The sequence below is a fragment of the Sphingopyxis sp. genome, assembly GCF_965279755.1.
In the GTDB taxonomy this organism is placed as follows: Bacteria; Pseudomonadota; Alphaproteobacteria; order Sphingomonadales; family Sphingomonadaceae; genus Sphingopyxis.
This window is the reverse complement of record NZ_OZ257261.1, coordinates 2,448,903-2,465,172: the sequence shown is the minus strand read 5'-3', so window position 1 is coordinate 2,465,172 and position 16,270 is coordinate 2,448,903. Positions and strand designations below refer to the sequence as shown.

Below are 16,270 nucleotides of genomic sequence, written 5' to 3'. Positions count from 1 at the left end.
CAACGGCGTCGGATCAATTTGCCGTTGCGGACGACCAAGGTTGGTGGTTTGTTTCGGCCGTGCCGAAAACCAAAACAGCCTTTGCACATAGCCGCAGCGCTATGCTCGCCGCTGCTGCTTCTGGCAGCCTACCTGAATATGTCTCGGATGCATTCCCGGGAGACGAGGCGCATTGGGACAGCCTCGTACGCCACGCCGCTGCGGCGCATCGAACTGGTCAGATCGACCTGGTCGGAATCTTTGCGCATCCGAGCGACGATCCGCTGTCCTACGGTTGCCAGCAGTTCCTTGAGGATGTGCTTCCAAAGCTAAAGTTTGACCAAGCTCAGGTACTTCAAATAGTTACCGGTCTTACAGCACGCTCCAACGGCTCACAGCTTCCTTACTATCTTTCCGAATGGTTCAGCGGATGGAGTGAAGGGAAGTCGTCGCGTCCCTGGTCTCTGTTAGAGGCGATTAAATCAGGATCCGCCCCCGAGCATCTCAGGCACTCGGTTTATCATTCTGGTCTCAAGGTAAATCGCCGGCGCTTCCTTCCTGCTCTCATCCGAATTCTCGAGAACGGCGATAACAATGAGCGGTGGACAGCTGCGAGCTTACTTGGAAGATTCAATGCCTATCAACCGAATGAGTTGGACCGCGCCACCACTGCCCTGCGAGCAGCTATCCGCCGTGAGGTTGGAGACGGCGTGGTAGCGCCGATGCGTTCACTTCTCCACGTTGCTGCCACGGTTCCAGGCAGGGAGAAGGAAGGAATAGCGGCGATAGCCGACTGCGCCAGCAGGATGGACGAGCATGTCCGATCCGCGATCGCCTCGGAAATGATGTTCGCAATCTCAAAGGCGCCCGTGACGCTGACCAAACCGGCCTTTGCTGCATTGATGACGATCGGCGCCGGAGAAGATGATGCGGTGGATGCCATCGATCAGATAATATCTAAGACATTGAACGGGCCGCTCGCCGGCGAAGCCCACGCGCTTCTCGACCACCTGCTTGTCAGCCGCGCGACGAGAATGAAGAAGCTCGATTCGACCGCGAGAACAATACTCGAAAGTGATCCGACAATTCGATCGCAACTAATCGGCAGTTGGCTACGTTCGCCAAGCTTTCGGCATTTCGATGCCGTCCTCGATATATGCCGGGGCATCGGCGAGAACACGCCAAAATTCGACATCGATATGAGCGACTGGTCGGAGGAGGAGTCTCTTCGCGCTATTCGGAGGGCATCTGCTATCCTGCTCGCCTTTCCGGCTACGCTGGCCTCGATACTGGTAAGCGCCTTGCGTACCGCTCCCATCCGTATCCGTCGCAAAGCCGAGCATCTGATCTTCGACCCACTGCTCATGACGTTTTGGACGGCATCTCGCGCGTACCTGGAAAAGGCGGTTAAATCGGGTCCGCGACACGCGCGCGATGCACTTAAGCGCGTGCTTGCTGCTCACGACGGGTATCGATCGGACATCGAGGCTGCCAATGAAGTCACAGAGCTGGTGCCGTCCGAGCATCATCGCGTCCTCGTAGATCAAAAGCATCGCGAGGAGAGTCGGGCGATGTCCAAAAACGCCATGAAAATGTCGATCTTCGGGGAAATTTTCCCGACGTCGATGATGCTATACGGCGATGCTGCCATCCATGACGTTTATTTGGCCGACGAGGAGATCGTCAGGCAAGAAACGCCGATGGTCTCGCAAGGCTTCTCGACCGAAATCCTTCGCTACGATATGCTTGAGCCCTTCTGGGCTCGATATCGACGCGACCTCCTGTTGCGTGGTGAGACCGACGAATGAGGTCCATTGTACGGGAGTTTTTCCGCGGCCTCAAAGAGCGGGACGAACTTGACGCCATCGTGCCCGAATTGCTCACGGCAATCGGTTTCGAAGTCGTCTCAAGACCGCAGGTGGGTCCGCGGCAATTTGGCGTCGATGTCGCCGCAGTTGGGTCCGATGACGACGGAACCCGGAAGCTGTTTCTCTTCGTAATTAAGCAGGGGGATCTAACAAGGACCGATTGGGACGGGAATCCGCAAGCGGTGCGGCCTTCCCTTGGCGAATTGCGTGACGCTTATCTCGACACGCTTGCTCCCGAACATCAGAAACTTCCCGTCGTTGTCTGCATAACGATCGGCGGGGTTGTCCTTCAGAATGTCAAACCGGTCGTCGACGGATTCATGCGTAGAGAGCGGACCTCGCAGATAGAATACAGGGTTTGGACTGGGGATACTCTAACAGGCATGATCGTGGACGGTGCGCTACGAGAAGAGGTGTTTCCCGCCGCGCGTCGCCAATATCTTCGACGAGCTGCGGCGTTAGTCGAGGAGCCAGACTCTTCGTTTCAGCAATTCGCCCGCCTTGTTCAAGATGTCGAGGGGGACGAGAAGATCAAGCCCATCGAGCGAGTGCGGAGCCTTTACCTGGCGCTTTGGATTCTGCTTGTCTGGGGCCGAGAGGCTGGAAACCTCGAAGCGCCATATCGGGCGAGTGAATATGTGATGCTCCGGGCATGGGAGCAACTTTGGCCGCTTATCGAGAAAGACAAGGGTAGAAAGCTCGAAGCAAGTCATAGCCTGTTCGAGGTGGCAGATCTTTATTTGCGGACGTGGGACGAGCTGTACCTCGAGAAAATCGTCAAACATGCCGGCAATCGGCATGCGTTAAGCTATGCTGTGGGTTCGCGAGACTCGCTGGATATCAATCTCGCGCTATTTGAAACGCTGGGGCGCCTTGCACTCGGCGGCCTGTTTCGAGCTTGGCTGGAGACTGAAGCCGGGCAGCCCCTTCGCCTCGTGTCCAACCCGAGTGCAAAGTTAGTCGATACCGCGCAGGGCATCGCCGATATGATCGAAGCCAATCGCGCTCTCTACACGCCAGTTCATGAAGATCAGTCGATCGATGTCATTCTTGCGGCGATGCTGCTCGCCATAATTCCAGACACGTTCGAAGCCGGCGCACACTATGTGTCGCAAATGGCCCGCGCGGCGATAATCAACTTCAATCGAGGCGAATTGTACCCCGTTGTCGAACACGACTATGCCTCGCTTATCCGCGCGCCAGATCGTAGCGACGAGGCTGTGCGCAAGGAGCTGACCGCAGCCAGCGTCCTCTATCCGCACCTCGCGCTCTTCGCTAAATCTTTTGGCAATGACGACGTTGTCACCCGCTTGGGCGAATTGCAGACTGAACAACTGCCCCACTGTAACTTCCAGATTTGGGTGCCCAATGCCAGAAGCGAGCAAAAGCTTTGGTCAGGTCAGCGCACGGGCAGCGCGCTTGGAGGACTGAAAATCGGGTCGAACGGGAATGAGCTATTGGCGGCCGTACGGAGAGAAGCAGAAGCGACAGGCCATTATACCGAGCTTTCCGCAATCAAGCTCGACCAGTTGCCTTTCTTCCTTCTCGCATGCCGCTTCTTTCGTTATCCGCCTCCCCCGCAATCGTGGCTTCCGATTATCGACGAAATGATAACGCCGGTAAAAGGCTGGGAGTGGGCGAGAAAACGTATGGGAGGTGTAGACCTTGTAAAGCGGGCTGCCCGTCTGTCTGTGGCGTGGCCGTCACTGATGTCGGGAGAAGAATAGTATTCGAGCCCGCCGACGCAAATGTCTGCTATAAGATGGAACCCGGGCATCATGGGAATGGCCGACATGAGGCGCAAATTGGACGTTAGGAGCAAAAGAGTTGATGGCAGTTGTGAACGCGATTGTGCACGGACATCCTCTCGGATCAAAAGAGTGATGATTTCCGATTGATATCGATTGTAGTCGAAGGCGAGCTCAAGAAAAGTAGCCGAAATTCCCCAATGATTTCATAAGCGTAGAAATCTGCCAGTTTCGCTGTCGGCCATTTCGGATGAAATAATTTTTTCCTGATTAATTTCAGTATGTTACGAGGTATCGGATAATCGAGTGGGAGTAGGGGCACTGCGGCGTCGCAGCGGGCTTTGAGTTGCCGTTGGCGTGTACCCTGGCGAAAGCCGGGGCCAGAGCGGCACAACGCCAGCTTTGCGCCGGAATTTCCTGGACCCCGGCTTTCGCCGGGGATCACAGAGGGAACGTCCGCTAACCACTCCTAAGCCGACGTCCCGGCTATTCCTTACGATCCAGCCGGTCGCAAAGCTCATCCACCTTCTCGCGTAGTTCGTGAAAGCGCAGTTGGTCGAGTTTTTCGTGCAGCCGCATGATCTCCAGTTCCGCGCGCAAGTTGATCTCGTAATCCAGTTTCTCGGTCAACCGGTCCTTCGCCGCCTGCCGGTTCTGGCTCATCATGATCACCGGCGCCTGGATCGCAGCGAGCATCGACAGCATCAGGTTCAGGAAGATAAAGGGGAAAGGATCGAAGGTCAGGCCCAGATTGTCGAAAGCCTTCGAATTGACCAGCATCCAGACCAACAACACGAGCCCGAAGGCGATGATAAAGCCCCACGAGCCGCCGACGGCGGCTACCCGATCGGCGAGCCGTTCGCCGAAGCTTCCCTGCAAGCCATCGTCATCGTCTTCGTCGCCGGGTTCGCGGCTCGTCGGTTGACGCTCGGCGATCGCGCGAACGACGCGCTGTTCCGCTTCGTCGAGTTGGTCATAGGCGCGGCCCAGCAGGCGCAGCGAAAGGTCGGAGATTTTTTCATCGCGGTTCATCAGGCCCCTATCCCATCCAGCGCCATATCCCCGCAACCATATATCCCATCGCGCCATGCGCCCATGTCGCGGCCAGCCACAGCACGATCCCGCCGAACAGGGCGTGTCCACGCGGGATCGTGTCGCCCCATGGCGTCACCCCCGCGACCTGCCGCCCGAACGGTACGAAGCTGGTCCGTGCGGCCCAGTGCCGCCAAGCGTCGCCCATCAATCTAGCTTTCTTGGCGTCCTGCCCCGCCGATCCGACGAGCGCGAGGAAGATGATTATCGCCGATAATATAATCTGGCCCGGCGTCGGCATCACCAGCACATGCGCGAGCGCCCACAGCGTGAAGCCCCACATCATCGGATGGCGCGTGATGGCGAAGACCCCGCGCGGAGCCGATTGCGCCGCAGCCGCAGCGTTCGGCGCGGGCAGCGCCGGATTGCCGATCAGCGATCCCATGAACAATATGCTCGCGAACAACACGAGCAGCGAAGCGAGCGCCCACAGCGGGTCGTCGACTGCCCACAGCGGCGGCTCGGGCGGCATACCGCGAAACGCCTGCACCATCAGCACGAAGGTCGCGATCGCCACGATCGAATAGACGACCGCGAAACCGCGCTCGCCAAGCCGGCTCGCCAGCCCGTGACGCAGCGGATGCGACAGCGCGAAGTGGGTTCCGACGAACAAGACGCCGGTCACGATCAAAAGCGACATGGGTTGCATTGGAGCCCTCTCCCTCTCCTAATCCCGGCAGTCGCTTTCGATCAGGCGCGACCCTTACCTGTCATAGGCCTTGGGCAGATTCCCTTCGGTCGGCGTCAGATAGCGATCGCGCAGGCGGTCCTGCCGCGTGACGAGCGACTGGCGCTTGCCTTCGATCCAGATCGCCGTCGGACGACTGCCGAGTTCGAGCGGATCATTGTCCCAGATCACGACATCGCCGACGCGGCCGGCCTTTAGCGAGCCGATCGTCGCGTCCATCCCAACAGCACGCGCGGGCGCGCTGGTGATCGAGGCGAAGGCCTGATCCCAGGTCAGCCCGCTCGCCCCCGGCACCTTCGACAGGCCGACGAGATTGCCGGCATATTGCATCGTATAGCCCATCTTGTGCGCGTCATCGTCGTCGAACACACCGACCGACACGTCGACGCCCGCGGCCTTCAAGCGCCCGGCATTCGACTGCGTCGCGCCAAGCTGCTCGAAACTGCCCGGCAAATCGGTGAGCGGCGAGACCAGCACCGGCACTTTCGCGGCGGCGACGTCGCGCGCGATGAGCCAGCCCTCGGTCGCACCGACGAGCACCAGCTTCAGCGCGGGAAATTCGCCTTTCAGCTTCAGCACGTTCAATATGTCCGCGGCGCGGTCCACGCGGACGAACAGCGGCGTCGTGCCGTTGATCACGCGCACCAGCGCCTCCGCGTCGGCGCGCTGGATCATCGCGTCATTGCCCCATTCGGCAAGCGTCGCGGGATTGCGGGCATAGCTCCGCGCCGCGAGCAACTGCTCACGAAACAGCAGGAAGGTAGCGGCGCGGCTGCCGCCGGCCTTCGCCGACCCGTCCTCGCCGAACGCCACATATTGCAGCACGCGCGGCCGGGTCACCATGTCCATGTCGTCACCCAGATCGACGACAGCGCCCTGCCCGGCGAACAGATTGCTGCTCGATCCCGGCGCGACGATTGCGCGGGTGACGCCCGCAGCCCGGTTCACCGCGACGGGCGAGCCCATCGGGTTGAGCGCGGGCGCAATGTCTAGCCCTGCCGAAAAGCGCGAGCGGGTCGCCGACCGGTCGTTGGTGCCCTGAACGGCATCGACTTCCGTCAGCCCGACGCGGCTGAACGCCGCAACGATGCCCGGGGTCACATAGCGCCCCTGCGCATCGATACGTTCGACGCCTGCAGGAACCGCAACACCGCGTCCGGCTGCAACGACCTTGCCGCCGCGCACGACGACGGTACCACCGTCGATGGGCGCGCTGCCGTCGCCGATAACGAGCTTTGCATTGGTGATCGCGACGTCCTGCGCTGCGGCGGGAACCGCGATCAGTGCGGCGGCGGAAAGAAGCAGAGCGCGCATCATTTCACGTCTCCTTCGCCCGGCTGCCCAAGCTCGAAGTCGGTCACCGGCCGTCGTTTCGGATCATTGGCATCGAACATCAGCGCGCCATCGATCCACACCTTTTCGGGCCGCGTGTAAGCGCTGAACGGATTGCCGTTCCACAGCACGACGTCGGCCATCTTGCCGGGCTTGAGACTGCCGATCTTGTCCTGAAGGCCGATTGCCTTGGCGGGGTTGATGCCGAGCCAGGTCCAAGCCTGTTCGTCGGTGATCTGCATCCCCATGCGGCGGCCGGAGGCAAGCGCCTTGGCGGCTTCCTGATTGAGGCGCTGGATCTGGTTCGCGTCGTCCGAATGGACGATCGTGCACGCGCCCTCCTTGTACATCAGCGCGATATTCTCGGGCACGCTGTCATAGGCTTCCATCTTGAAGCCCCACCAGTCGGCCCACATCGCGGCGCAGATGCCTTCCTTCTTCAGGATATCGGCGATCTTGTACGCCTCGACCGCGTGGTGGAACGCCGAAACCTTGTAGCCGAACTCATGGCTCATATCGATGACCTGCGCCATTTCGTCGGCGCGGTAGCAATGGTTCTGGATCAGGATTTCGCCCGACAGGACGCCCGCAAGCGTTTCCATCGCAAGGTCGCGGTCAACGGCTTTGCCCTCGTCGAGCTTTTTCTTGTACGCCGCTGCCTTCAGCCAGGTCTGGCGGTCGACCGCCATATTGCCCATACGGGTCGAGGGCATACGACCCTTGGCACCATAGACGCGCTTCGGATTTTCGCCGCACGCCATTTTCAGGCCATAGGGCGCGCCGGGGAACTTCATTCCCTGTACCGTGCGCGCGGGCACATTCTTGAGCACGACCGAACGGCCGCCCACCAGATTGGCGCTGCCCGGCAGGATCTGCAGCGTCGTGATGCCGCCATTGGCAAGCGCACGGGTAAAGCCCGGGTCCTGCGGCCAGACGCTATGTTCGGCCCAAACCTCGGCGGTGACCGGGCCCGTCATCTCGTTGCCGTCCGAATTGGCCTCGACGCTGGGGCTGGCATAATCGCCAAGATGGCTGTGGATGTCGATCACGCCGGGGGTGACATATTTGCCGGTGCCGTCATAGACGTCGGCATCGGTCGGCAGCGCCAGATCGGCACCGCCGATCGACAGAATTTTGCCGCTCGACAGGACGATCGATCCATTGTCGATCCGCCCGCCCTCGCCGTCAAAGATAGTGACGTTGCGGACGACGGTCAGCCGCGTCGGATATCCCTTGTAGGTAGACGGATAAGGATCCTTGTCGAACTTCGCCGCCTTGTCCGCCGATGCCGTCGCGGCGGGCTTGTCGCCCGCCGACGCCGGCGCGTCATTTGTCGCCGCACAGCCGACAAGCGCCATCGACACCGCAGCCAGAAGGCTGCCCCTTACGCCCCTGATCATATGTTATGCCCCCTTGGGTTCGGGATGAACGCCCGCAGCCTGCGGTTCGGCCTCGCCGATACCCGCCAGGCCGTCATCGCGATCGCTCAGCGTATCGAGATGCATCCAGCGCTTCACGATCGGGCTGAGCAACAGCACGACCACCGCCGCACCGATCGCGATCCAGCCGAACAGCTCATACACGTCGAGCAGGCCCTGCTTGGTCATCTGGCCGTCGTGGCCGCCGGTGGCTTCCCCGATCTTGCCCGCAACGAAGTTTCCGACCGCGGTCATGTAGAACCACGCGCCCATGATCAGCGACGCGAGGAAGGTCGGCGCCAGCCGGTTCATCGCGCTGAGGCCCACGGGGCTGAGGCAGAGTTCGCCGGTCGTCGCGAAGAAGTAATAGGCGAAGACGAGGATCACCGGCGTCATCGCAGCGACGCCATAGGCTTGCGCACCCCAGACGAGAACGAGGTTCGCAAAGCCCATCTGCGCAAGCGCGAGACCGAACTTGGCCGGAGCCGAAGGCTCTGCGCCGCGCTTGCCGAGCCACATCCAGAGGGTGGCGAAGAGCGGCGCGACAAGGATGATGATGATCGGGTTGATCGACTGGAAGATACCCGCCGGCACGCCGCCGCGATCAACGAAGCGGTCGGTGAACAGGTTCATCGAACCACCCGCCTGTTCGAACAGGCCCCAGAACAGCGGATTGAGGCTGATCAGGAACAGGATCGCGAACATGCGCTCGCGCGGTTCCTTTTCGAGCTTGAAGCTTTCGTAGAGGACATAACCGAGCAGCGCGACACCCGAGATGGCAAGCAGCGTCTGGATGACATCCTGATACTGCACCAGCGCCCAGATCACCGCGACGGCGCCAAGGCCGACTGCGTAGATCGTCATCTCGCGCGACTTTGCGAGCGGAGCCGGCGCCTCGCCCGCGCCGTTAAGCGCCTTCTTGCCGAGCACGAAGACGATAAGGCCGGCAAGCATGCCGATGCCGGCGAGACCGAAGCCGAAGCCCCAGCCGATCGTCTGGCCGAGATAGGCGACAAGGATCGTGCCGAGCGCGGCGCCCGCGTTGATGCCCATATAGAAGATCGTGTAAGCGCTGTCGCGGCGGGTGTCGGTGAGCTTGTAGAGCTGGCCGACCATCACCGAAATATTGGCTTTCAGGAAGCCCGATCCGACGATGATGAAGGCAAGCGCGGCCCAGAAGACGTTGATGGTCGGGTCATTCTGCCCGCCAACGCCCTCGACCGCCATCAGGCTGTGGCCCGCAGCGAGCAGGACGCCGCCGAACAGAACCGCCTTGCGCTGGCCGAGATACCGGTCGGCCAGATAGCCGCCGAGCACCGGCGTGATATACACGAGGCTCGTATAGGCGCCATAGATCAGGTTCGACTTGCTGTCGCCGAACAGCCAGTGCTGCGTCAGATAGAAGATCAGGATGGCGCGCATGCCGTAGTAGGAGAAACGCTCCCACATCTCGGCGAAGAACAGCATGTAGAGGCCCTTGGGGTGCCCTGCGAATTGAGGTTTCCGGCTGGTCGCGATCAGCGCGCCGACGCTCAAAAATGCCCCGAGGAGAACCACCGCAATAACCGCGATCCAGTCGCCCTCTTGCCAAAGGCCGATATCTTTCATGTAAACGCGTCCCTTTTCCCGGATATTTTTGTCGCGGCCTCCCGCCGCGCGAATGGACCAACCTAGCGCGAAAATTGCTCAAGGGAAGAATCTAATTGCGCGTGTAACCATCCCGGCCGGGCCAGAATCTATTGCGAACGGTTCGCAACACTTGCACTCGGCAACGAAGGCGCCCACATGGCGGGCATGTTCAACGACACCTCCTCGCTCCGCTCCTATCTCGCCACCCGCCGCTCGGGCAAAGGCCGCGACATGGTCACTCCCGGCCCCGATGCCGCGCAGCTCAGGGACATCATCGGCCTTGCGCTCCGTACCCCCGATCATGGCAAACTCGCGCCCTGGCGGGTCGTGACTGTGGCCGACGACCAGCGCGACGCGCTTGCCAAGCTGCTCAAGGACGAATGGGTTGCCGAGAATCCGGGCGCGGCCGGCATGGACCTGTCGGCGTTCGACCAATTCGCGCATCAGGCGCCGACCCTGATCGTGCTGATCTCGACTCCGGTGCAGGACAGCAAGGTTCCGGTGTGGGAGCAGCAGATGTCGGCAGGTGCGGTGGGTATGAACCTGCTCCACGCCGCGCACGCGCACGGCTTCGTCGGCAGCTGGCTTACCGGCTGGGCCGCCTACAGTCCGGCGGTTGCGAAGACGTTCGGTGCCCGCGAAGGCGATACGATCGTTGGATATTTCTTCCTCGGCACCGCAGGCGCCGACCTGTCCGAACGACCGCGACCCGAATATGATGAGGTTGTCAGCGCTTGGGAAATTTAATTTCAAACAAGTGCCAGATTTTCTAATTTTCGTGATTTGACTGTGCTGCTGTCTTATGGCATTAAGGCGGCATGCTCGATCAGACCAAACCCGTATATCAGCGGCTGCGCGACGTGATCGCCAGCGCGATCCTCGATGGCACCTATCGCGACGGCGACATGCTTCCGTCGGTGCGCTCGCTCGCCGCCGAGGAAGGGGCCAATCCGCTCACCGTTGCCAAGGCGTATCAGACGTTTCAGGACGAGGGGCTGGTCACGGTCAAGCGCGGGGTCGGCATGTTCGTCGCCGAGGGTGCGACCGATCGCCTCCGCGATCTGATGCGCGAGGATTTCCTGTCGAACGTCTGGCCGCCAATCGCACAGCAAATGCGCCGCGTCGGGCTCGACGCCCGGACACTGCTCAACCTTACCGACGCCTGAGAGTTCGCCGCGGGCCTATCGCCCGATCTGTTCGGCCTTGTATCGAAGATCCGCCGCCGCCTGCCGGTCCCCCTGCTTTTGCAACAGGTCGGCATAGAACAGCATGATCTCTGCATTCAGCGGTTGCAGCCGGTACGCGGCCGAGATCAACGGCAGCGCAAGATCGCCCTGTCCCTTGGCGGCATAGGCGCGCGCCAGATCGCGCAGGATCGCGACGTCGCGGTTGCCGATCCGGCTGCGCACGCGTTCGAAATGCACGATCGCCTGATCCCAATGCTCGATGTCCATCGCCAGATGGCCCGCGAGCCGGTCGGCCGCGATGCTCTGCGGCTGGCTGTCGCGAAGCGTCAGAATTGCAGCGCCTGAACCGGCGGCGTCGCCCGCACGGAACAGCGCGTTCGCGAGCCGCAATGTCGTCCGCTCGCCCGCATCCAGATCGCGCGCCGCCCGGAACGACTGGATGGCCAGATCATAACGCTCGCCCGCCAGCGCCGCATCACCGAGCAGGATATGCGCGTCGGCGACCCCGCGGTTGGCATCGCGCAGACGGGTCGCGCGCGCGATCGCGCTCGCGAAATTGCCGCTCGCCATATCGGCCGAGATAGCGGGAATTGCCTTGGCCGGATTGAGCGGATCGGCGTCGGCCCCGCTCGCGAGCAGGCCGAAACTGTCGTCGGTCGCAAAGGGGGTCGCATCGCCCGGAGCCAGCGCGGCGGCGCGCGCGAGATAGTCGGCCGCTTCGCCGCGGTGCCCGAGTTCGGACGCGGTGCGCGCGGCGAGCAGCAGCGACCAGCTGTCGGCATCGGGACGGTCGGCGATCGGCGCCAGCGCCTCGGCGGCACCGTCGGCATCGCCATCGGCCCAGTCGGCAGCGGCGAGAATACGGCGCGCGGTGAAGTTATGCGGCTGTTCGGCCAGCAGGCGATCGGCCCAGCTCGCCGCCACCGCTTCACCGCCCAGTTCCAGCTCGACGATCGCGCTCAACAGCATGAAACCGGGCTGGTCGTCGAGTTCGCCGCGTGTGCGCTGGAGCAGGCTGCGCGCGAGCGCATAATTGCCGGCGCGCGCGGCGAGCACCGCTTGCAGATAATAGGGACGCGGATCGCGCGGCACGAGCGCCGCGGCATGACGGAGCGCCACGAGCATCTCGCGGTACCGGCCGAGATCGCCCAGCGTCGCGGCCTGATCGATAAGCGCGTCAGCATCGTCGGGATCGGCGGCGAGCGCCTTGTCATACCAGGTCAGTGAAGCGGTCAGCCCCGCCTGCGTCCGTACGAGGTTCGCCTTGTAAGCCAGCGCCGCGCTATTCGCGGGGTCGAGTTCGATCGCATAGTCGATCGCATCGCGCGCACCGAGCGTGTCGGCGTTGGCATCGCGAAAGCGCGCGACATCGACCCATAGCCGCGAATCGCGGGGTCGCTCGCGGACCGCCCGGTCATAGGCGTCGCGCGCGGCATCGATATCCCCGTTGCCCAGATGAACGTCGCCGGCGACCCACGCCGCCTCGCCGATCATCTCGGGCGCGATCGGCCCCTCGTCGAGCGTCTGGAGCGCGCGGATACCTTCATCCTGCAGCGCATAGGCGCGCGCGAGCAACGGCCGAAGATAGTCGGCGTTGGCCCCCGCAGCGAGCGCCGCCTTCACCGACGCCTCGGCGCCGACGCCATCGCCGAGCCGCAGCTGTGCCCGCGCCAGTTCGACACGCGGGCGGACCGCAGACGGATCGTCGGCAACCGCGCGCTGCAGTTCGGCGCGCTGCTGCTGCCACCGCTGGCGCGGCCCCTCCGGTCGAGCGCCGTCGCAGCCGGCCAGCGCCGTCGCCGCGATAAGCACGGTCAGCAGGGGTCGGGTCAGCTTCATTCAGGCCTGCATCCGATATTGTTTGAGCAGATCATAGAGCGTCGGGCGGCTAATCCCGAGCAGCTTGGCCGCCGACGAGATATTCCCCTCGCTCTGCGTCATCGCCCGGCGGATCGCGACCCGGTCGGCCGCCTCGCGTGCGGCGCGCAGGTTCAGATAATCCTCGCCCTCCAGCTCCTCACCTGCGGCGAGATCAAGGTCGGCGCGCATCACCAGCTTGCCGTCGGCCATGATGACTGCGCGCTTGATGCGGTTTTCCAGTTCGCGGACGTTGCCCGGCCAGCGCCCTTCGTCGATCGCCTGCAATGCGTCGGGCGCGAAGCCGCGCACTGCCGGATTCATCGTCGGGGCATATTGATGCAGGAAATGGCGCGCGAGCAGCACCGCATCGCCCGGCCGCTCGGCCAGCGAGGGGATCTTCACGACCATTTCGGCGAGCCGGTAATAAAGATCGTCGCGAAAGCTCTGCGCGGCGATCATCGCGTCAAGGTCGCGATGCGTCGCGCAGACGATCCGCGTGTCGACCGGAATCGCCTTGCGCCCGCCGATCCGCTCGATCGTGCGTTCCTGCAGGAAGCGCAGCAGCTTGACCTGCAGCGGCAGCGGAATGTCGCCGACCTCGTCGAGAAACAAGGTGCCGCCATGCGCGAGTTCGATCTTGCCTTCGGTCGTCTTGACCGCCCCGGTGAAGGCGCCCTTCTCGTGCCCGAACAATTCGCTCTCAAGCAGATTTTCGGGGATCGCCGCGCAATTGATCGCGACGAATGCGCCGTCGCGCCGTCCGCTCGCCTCATGAAGACCGCGCGCGAGCAGTTCCTTGCCGGTGCCGCTCGCGCCTAGCAGCATGACCGACACGTCGAGGTTCGCGACGCGCTCGATCGTCCGCGCGACCTTCAGCATTTCGGGCGCCCCGGTGATCATCGCGCCGAGCACGCGATTGTCGCTCGCTCCCTGCCCCGCGAGCCGTGCATTCTCGACCTCGAGATCGCGGACGTGGAACGCGCGGCGGACGATCAGGCCCAGCTCGTCGATGTCGATCGGCTTCTGATAGAAATCCCATGCGCCGCTCGCGATCGCTGCCAGCGCACTCGCGCGTTCGCCATGTCCCGACACGACGATGACTTTGGTATCGGGCTTGCTCGCAAGGATCGCCTTCAGCACCCGGAACCCCTCACGCGTCCCATCGGCGTCGGGCGGCAGGCCCAGATCGAGCGTCACCACTGAGGGCTCCTCGGCGCGCAGCAACTCGAGCGCGCTGTCATGATCGCCGGCGATCAGCACGCGATAATCGTCATAGGCCCATTTGAGCTGCGCCTGCAGCCCCGGATCATCCTCGACAACCAGCAAAATTCTCTGTTCGGTCCCCGCCTCGCTCATGCCACTTTCCCTATCGGCTCTCCGGTGCCGGCATCGACGCGCGTGTCGGCCAGCGGCAGCCACAGCGTAAAGTCGCTGCCCTTGCCGGGTTCGCTCGCAACATCGATCGCCCCGCCCATCGCCTGCGCCAACTGCAACGCCTCGAAAGCGCCCAGCCCGAAGCCGCCATCCTTCGTCGATACGAACGGCTTGAACAGCTCGTCGCGGATAAAGGCGCCGCTCATCCCCGCACCCTGATCGATCACGTCGATCCGCACCCGGTCATGCTCGGCCACCGCAATCAGCTGGACCGGCGTATCCGCGGGTGAGGCGTCGATCGCGTTTGCGACCAAATGCTGGACGATCTGACGGATCGAGCCCGCATCGCCCCATGCCGCGAGCCCCGCCTGACACCCGACGAACAGCGCGCGTCGTGTCCGCACTTCGGCCGCGACGTCCTTCAGCAGCGGTTCGACGAGCGCCCGCCCCGCATCGGCGGCGCGACGCTCGCGCGGCGACAGGCGGACGAGCAGGTCGGAGAGCCGCCCCGCCGAAATCTTCAGCGTTTCGACCATGTCGGCGCGAAACTCGGGCTTGTCTGCATGACGCTCGGCATTGCGCGCGAGCAGGCTGAGCTGGCTCGCGAGATTCTTGATGTCGTGCATGATGAAGGCGAAGCGACGGTTGAATTCGTCGAAGCGTTTCGCCTCCGACAGCGCGGCCTGACTCTGCGATTCGGCCAGATAGCTTGCCGCCTGCTGCCCCGCGATGCGGAGCACGTCGAGATCCTCCCAGTCGAGCGCGCGCGATACCGGCGGCCGGTGCAACACCGCAACCGCGATCATCCGCTGGAAATGGAGTACCGGCACCACGACCCATGCGCGGTGGTCGGCGAGCAACCAGCCGGGGATCGCCAGATCCTCCCCGGCCTGTCCCCGCCCGCGCCGTTCGGCGTCGAGATCGACGATATGCCGTGTCTCCTGCAGCACGAAAGACGAGCGCAGCGGCAAGGCCGCTTCCTCTTCCACCCCGGCGGGCCAGTGCCATTGCTCTGCAACGCGGAAAGCGCCCTGCGCGTCGGGCAGCATCAGCAGCGCGCCCGGGCTGCCCGTCAATTCCGCGAGCGCCTTGGCGACGCGACGATGCAGGTTGCGGTCGTCGCTCCCTCCGTCTTCCTTTGCTCCCTGCGCGAGCGTCGCGGTAAAACGCATCCATTCGGCGCGATAATCATAGCGATGCTCGAAGACATGCTTCGAGATCATCACCGACAGCCAGGCCCGCGTCCGCGCGGACAGCAGCAGCAGCCCCCCGGCGCCCAGCGCGACGATCAGGAACAAACCCTGCGCCAGCTCGCCATAATTGCCGCCAACGAGCCGCGCGAACGCGCCCGCCAGCCCGATCAGGATCAGATAGGCGGCCGCGCCGAGCAGGATCATCGTCCGCATCGTGACGGCGCGCGACAGGCGGATGCGCTCGCGCCCGACATCCATTGCCGCGATGATAAAGGTCGGCAGCAGCATCAGCGCGACGGCGGGCAAAAGCGAGACCAGCGTCGATGCCCGCGTGCCGGTCAGCGCACCGATCAGCTGCAGATTGAGCTCATACGCCCAGAGCATTGCAAAGCCGCCCGCGACCGCCATCACGGTCATGCGAAGCCCCGCGCTCGCGCGGCGCACCGCGCCATCGACGATCAGCAGCCCGCCCACGGCGACGAGCATCGAAGAAACGCCGAGCGCCGGGCCGAGCCACTCACCGGCCGTGTCGCTCCGCCAATGGGCGGCAACGCCGCTGACCAGCGTGACCACGCAGATCGTCGCGAGCATACGGAATATCAACCGCAGCGAGCCGGGCATCGGCGCCCGCGTCGGCCAGAAGGTCGCGCCAAGCCAGCCGAGCATTGCGAGATCGCGAACCGACTGCACCACCAGCGCCTGCGACGATCCGGGCGCGAAGCGATAGAGCGCGGCACACCACAGCGCGCAGCCCGCTGCCGCGATCGTCAACCAGCGCGGCGCGGGCATCAGCGCAGCCATCCGCGCAGCCGGACGCAGCAAAAGCCACAACGTGACACCGCCAAATCCGGCCAGCGCCAGCGCCGAAAGACTCTGCGTCAGGGCGGCGAGCGTCGCCATCG

General features: G+C 63.2%; 12 protein-coding genes. 4 read left to right on the top strand and 8 right to left on the bottom strand.

Annotated elements, in window-relative coordinates; translation table 11 throughout:
* Window positions 1-101: 101 nt before the first annotated feature.
* Window positions 102-1,787 carry a hypothetical protein gene (locus tag ACQY80_RS12145; protein ID WP_428679865.1) on the top strand — a complete coding sequence of 562 codons (1,686 nt, stop codon included), beginning with the start codon at window positions 102-104 and terminating at the stop codon, window positions 1,785-1,787.
* Window positions 1,784-3,574, top strand: coding sequence for a hypothetical protein (locus ACQY80_RS12140; RefSeq protein WP_428679862.1), 1,791 nt, complete (start codon window positions 1,784-1,786; stop codon window positions 3,572-3,574). The genes ACQY80_RS12145 and ACQY80_RS12140 overlap by 4 nt, the downstream gene beginning before the upstream one ends.
* A gap of 507 nt (window positions 3,575-4,081) precedes the next feature.
* Here ACQY80_RS12140 and ACQY80_RS12135 read toward each other — a convergent pair.
* Genes ACQY80_RS12135 through ACQY80_RS12115 form a run of 5 tightly spaced genes read right to left on the bottom strand, consistent with a single transcriptional unit; the run spans window position 4,082 to window position 9,733 of the window.
* Entirely contained in the window at window positions 4,082-4,627 is a 546-nt protein-coding gene (locus tag ACQY80_RS12135) for a DUF1003 domain-containing protein (RefSeq protein ID WP_428679859.1), read from the bottom strand.
* A gap of 7 nt (window positions 4,628-4,634) precedes the next feature.
* Window positions 4,635-5,336 carry an NnrU family protein gene (locus tag ACQY80_RS12130; protein ID WP_428679857.1) on the bottom strand — a complete coding sequence of 234 codons (702 nt, stop codon included), beginning with the start codon at window positions 5,334-5,336 and terminating at the stop codon, window positions 4,635-4,637.
* Between the two features lie 54 nt (window positions 5,337-5,390).
* Window positions 5,391-6,692 carry an amidohydrolase family protein gene (locus ACQY80_RS12125; RefSeq protein ID WP_428679854.1) on the bottom strand — a complete coding sequence of 434 codons (1,302 nt, stop codon included), beginning with the start codon at window positions 6,690-6,692 and terminating at the stop codon, window positions 5,391-5,393.
* Entirely contained in the window at window positions 6,689-8,107 is a 1,419-nt protein-coding gene (locus tag ACQY80_RS12120) for an amidohydrolase (protein ID WP_428679851.1), read from the bottom strand. Before ACQY80_RS12120 ends, ACQY80_RS12125 begins: the two co-directional genes overlap by 4 nt.
* A 3-nt stretch (window positions 8,108-8,110) precedes the next feature.
* Window positions 8,111-9,733 carry a peptide MFS transporter gene (locus ACQY80_RS12115; RefSeq protein ID WP_428679848.1) on the bottom strand — a complete coding sequence of 541 codons (1,623 nt, stop codon included), beginning with the start codon at window positions 9,731-9,733 and terminating at the stop codon, window positions 8,111-8,113.
* A gap of 186 nt (window positions 9,734-9,919) precedes the next feature.
* On the opposite strand from ACQY80_RS12115, the gene ACQY80_RS12110 reads away from it, so the two are divergent.
* Together ACQY80_RS12110 and ACQY80_RS12105 are read left to right on the top strand one after the other, a co-directional pair.
* Window positions 9,920-10,501, top strand: a complete 582-nt coding sequence (locus tag ACQY80_RS12110; protein ID WP_428685852.1) for a nitroreductase family protein — start codon at window positions 9,920-9,922, stop codon at window positions 10,499-10,501.
* Window positions 10,502-10,572: 71 nt separating this feature from the next.
* Window positions 10,573-10,920: a GntR family transcriptional regulator gene (locus tag ACQY80_RS12105; protein WP_428679845.1), complete on the top strand. Its 348-nt coding sequence runs from the start codon at window positions 10,573-10,575 to the stop codon at window positions 10,918-10,920.
* A 15-nt stretch (window positions 10,921-10,935) separates the two neighbouring features.
* Here ACQY80_RS12105 and ACQY80_RS12100 read toward each other — a convergent pair whose 3' ends face one another.
* From ACQY80_RS12100 to prsK, 3 genes are read right to left on the bottom strand one after another with little or no spacing between them, the layout of a single operon-like run.
* Entirely contained in the window at window positions 10,936-12,780 is a 1,845-nt protein-coding gene (locus ACQY80_RS12100; RefSeq protein WP_428679842.1) for a tetratricopeptide repeat protein, read from the bottom strand.
* Window positions 12,781-14,157: a PEP-CTERM-box response regulator transcription factor gene (gene prsR / locus ACQY80_RS12095; RefSeq protein ID WP_428679839.1), complete on the bottom strand. Its 1,377-nt coding sequence runs from the start codon at window positions 14,155-14,157 to the stop codon at window positions 12,781-12,783.
* Window positions 14,154-16,268, bottom strand: a complete 2,115-nt coding sequence (prsK, locus tag ACQY80_RS12090; protein ID WP_428679836.1) for an XrtA/PEP-CTERM system histidine kinase PrsK — start codon at window positions 16,266-16,268, stop codon at window positions 14,154-14,156. The genes prsR and prsK overlap by 4 nt, the downstream gene beginning before the upstream one ends.
* Between the last annotated feature and the right edge of the window lie 2 nt (window positions 16,269-16,270).

Coding starts and splice junctions, on each gene's coding strand:
- ACQY80_RS12145 (WP_428679865.1), top strand. CDS start 102: ATGCTCGCCGCTGCTGCTTCTGGCAGCCTACCTGAATATGTCTCGGAT.
- ACQY80_RS12140 (WP_428679862.1), top strand. CDS start 1,784: ATGAGGTCCATTGTACGGGAGTTTTTCCGCGGCCTCAAAGAGCGGGAC.
- ACQY80_RS12135 (WP_428679859.1), bottom strand. CDS start 4,627: ATGAACCGCGATGAAAAAATCTCCGACCTTTCGCTGCGCCTGCTGGGC.
- ACQY80_RS12130 (WP_428679857.1), bottom strand. CDS start 5,336: ATGCAACCCATGTCGCTTTTGATCGTGACCGGCGTCTTGTTCGTCGGA.
- ACQY80_RS12125 (WP_428679854.1), bottom strand. CDS start 6,692: ATGATGCGCGCTCTGCTTCTTTCCGCCGCCGCACTGATCGCGGTTCCC.
- ACQY80_RS12120 (WP_428679851.1), bottom strand. CDS start 8,107: ATGATCAGGGGCGTAAGGGGCAGCCTTCTGGCTGCGGTGTCGATGGCG.
- ACQY80_RS12115 (WP_428679848.1), bottom strand. CDS start 9,733: ATGAAAGATATCGGCCTTTGGCAAGAGGGCGACTGGATCGCGGTTATT.
- ACQY80_RS12110 (WP_428685852.1), top strand. CDS start 9,920: ATGTTCAACGACACCTCCTCGCTCCGCTCCTATCTCGCCACCCGCCGC.
- ACQY80_RS12105 (WP_428679845.1), top strand. CDS start 10,573: ATGCTCGATCAGACCAAACCCGTATATCAGCGGCTGCGCGACGTGATC.
- ACQY80_RS12100 (WP_428679842.1), bottom strand. CDS start 12,780: ATGAAGCTGACCCGACCCCTGCTGACCGTGCTTATCGCGGCGACGGCG.
- prsR (WP_428679839.1), bottom strand. CDS start 14,157: ATGAGCGAGGCGGGGACCGAACAGAGAATTTTGCTGGTTGTCGAGGAT.
- prsK (WP_428679836.1), bottom strand. CDS start 16,268: ATGGCGACGCTCGCCGCCCTGACGCAGAGTCTTTCGGCGCTGGCGCTG.